This window comes from Shewanella sp. 10N.286.52.B9, from assembly GCF_002873635.1.
Classification (GTDB): Bacteria; Pseudomonadota; Gammaproteobacteria; order Enterobacterales; family Shewanellaceae; genus Shewanella.
The window spans coordinates 1-797 of record NZ_MCTY01000148.1; the positions used below are offsets into that span (position 1 = coordinate 1).

Annotated in this window: 2 protein-coding genes; both read right to left on the reverse strand. The window is 40.4% G+C overall.

The genetic code is table 11. From position 1 onward, the window contains the following. Positions 1-202: YgjV family protein (locus BCU91_RS08170; protein WP_102531255.1), on the reverse strand; the 202-nt coding region annotated here is incomplete at its 3' end. 54 nt (positions 203-256) lie between these two features. Continuing rightward, positions 257-706 (reverse strand): PaaI family thioesterase, encoded by a 450-nt coding sequence (locus BCU91_RS08175; RefSeq protein WP_102436759.1) that lies wholly within the window; start codon positions 704-706, stop codon positions 257-259. Positions 707-797: the final 91 nt, after the last annotated feature.

The following is a 797-nucleotide window of genomic DNA, read 5'->3' on the forward strand; positions in this document are numbered from 1 at the left end:
AATAATAAATATCAATCAATACAATAAAAAAATTCACTAATGCCACTGGGATGGCACCTATCGCCAAACCATAAGCGACAAAAAGCGCTGCACCAATAAGGTTCCACCAGCGTAATTTTTTTATATTAGCCATCATTAATGAAATAGCCACCACGGCAGAGGCTAAATAACCCACCCATTCCCATACTGTTGCAGCTTCCATTTATGATTCCTTTTAAGGGGTTTGACTTTATTCAGTGTAGTTAATAATTGCCTATTAAGCGCTGACTTTTCTAGCTACTACAGCCGCAGTCATCCGAGAAATACAACATAACTCACCAGCAGAATTATTGATTAGCACTTCCCATACTGAGCTACGTTTACCAATATGCACCGCTCTTGCCGTCGCAATTAACTCACCATTTCGTGACGCTTTTAAGTGATTGGCATTAATTTCTTGGCCAACACAATAAAAATGCTTAAAGTCGACCACAAAGTTAGCCGCATAACTGGCAACGGTTTCGGCCAGTGCCACATTCGCGCCGCCATGAACTATGCCTAAAGGGTTATGTACTGAGGGATTAGCTGGCATAGTCGCCACCATATAATCTGCGCCAATTTCAGTGATTTTAATACCAAGGGTTTTCATTAATGTGCCCTTTCCATGGAGCCCACTATCCATTTTAGCGCAATCTTCAAGTGTGACTTCTCTAAACCAAATACTCATTTATCAACTTCCAGTAATACGTAATTAATTCAGTCTACTGCCAAGCTATTTAACTTTAAAGGATTTCCATAAAAAAGGGATGGCAGCTGCC

What these genes read in the sequence shown, in the direction of transcription:
- BCU91_RS08175 (WP_102436759.1), bottom strand. Translation starts at nt 706, where the DNA reads ATGAGTATTTGGTTTAGAGAAGTCACACTTGAAGATTGCGCTAAAATG.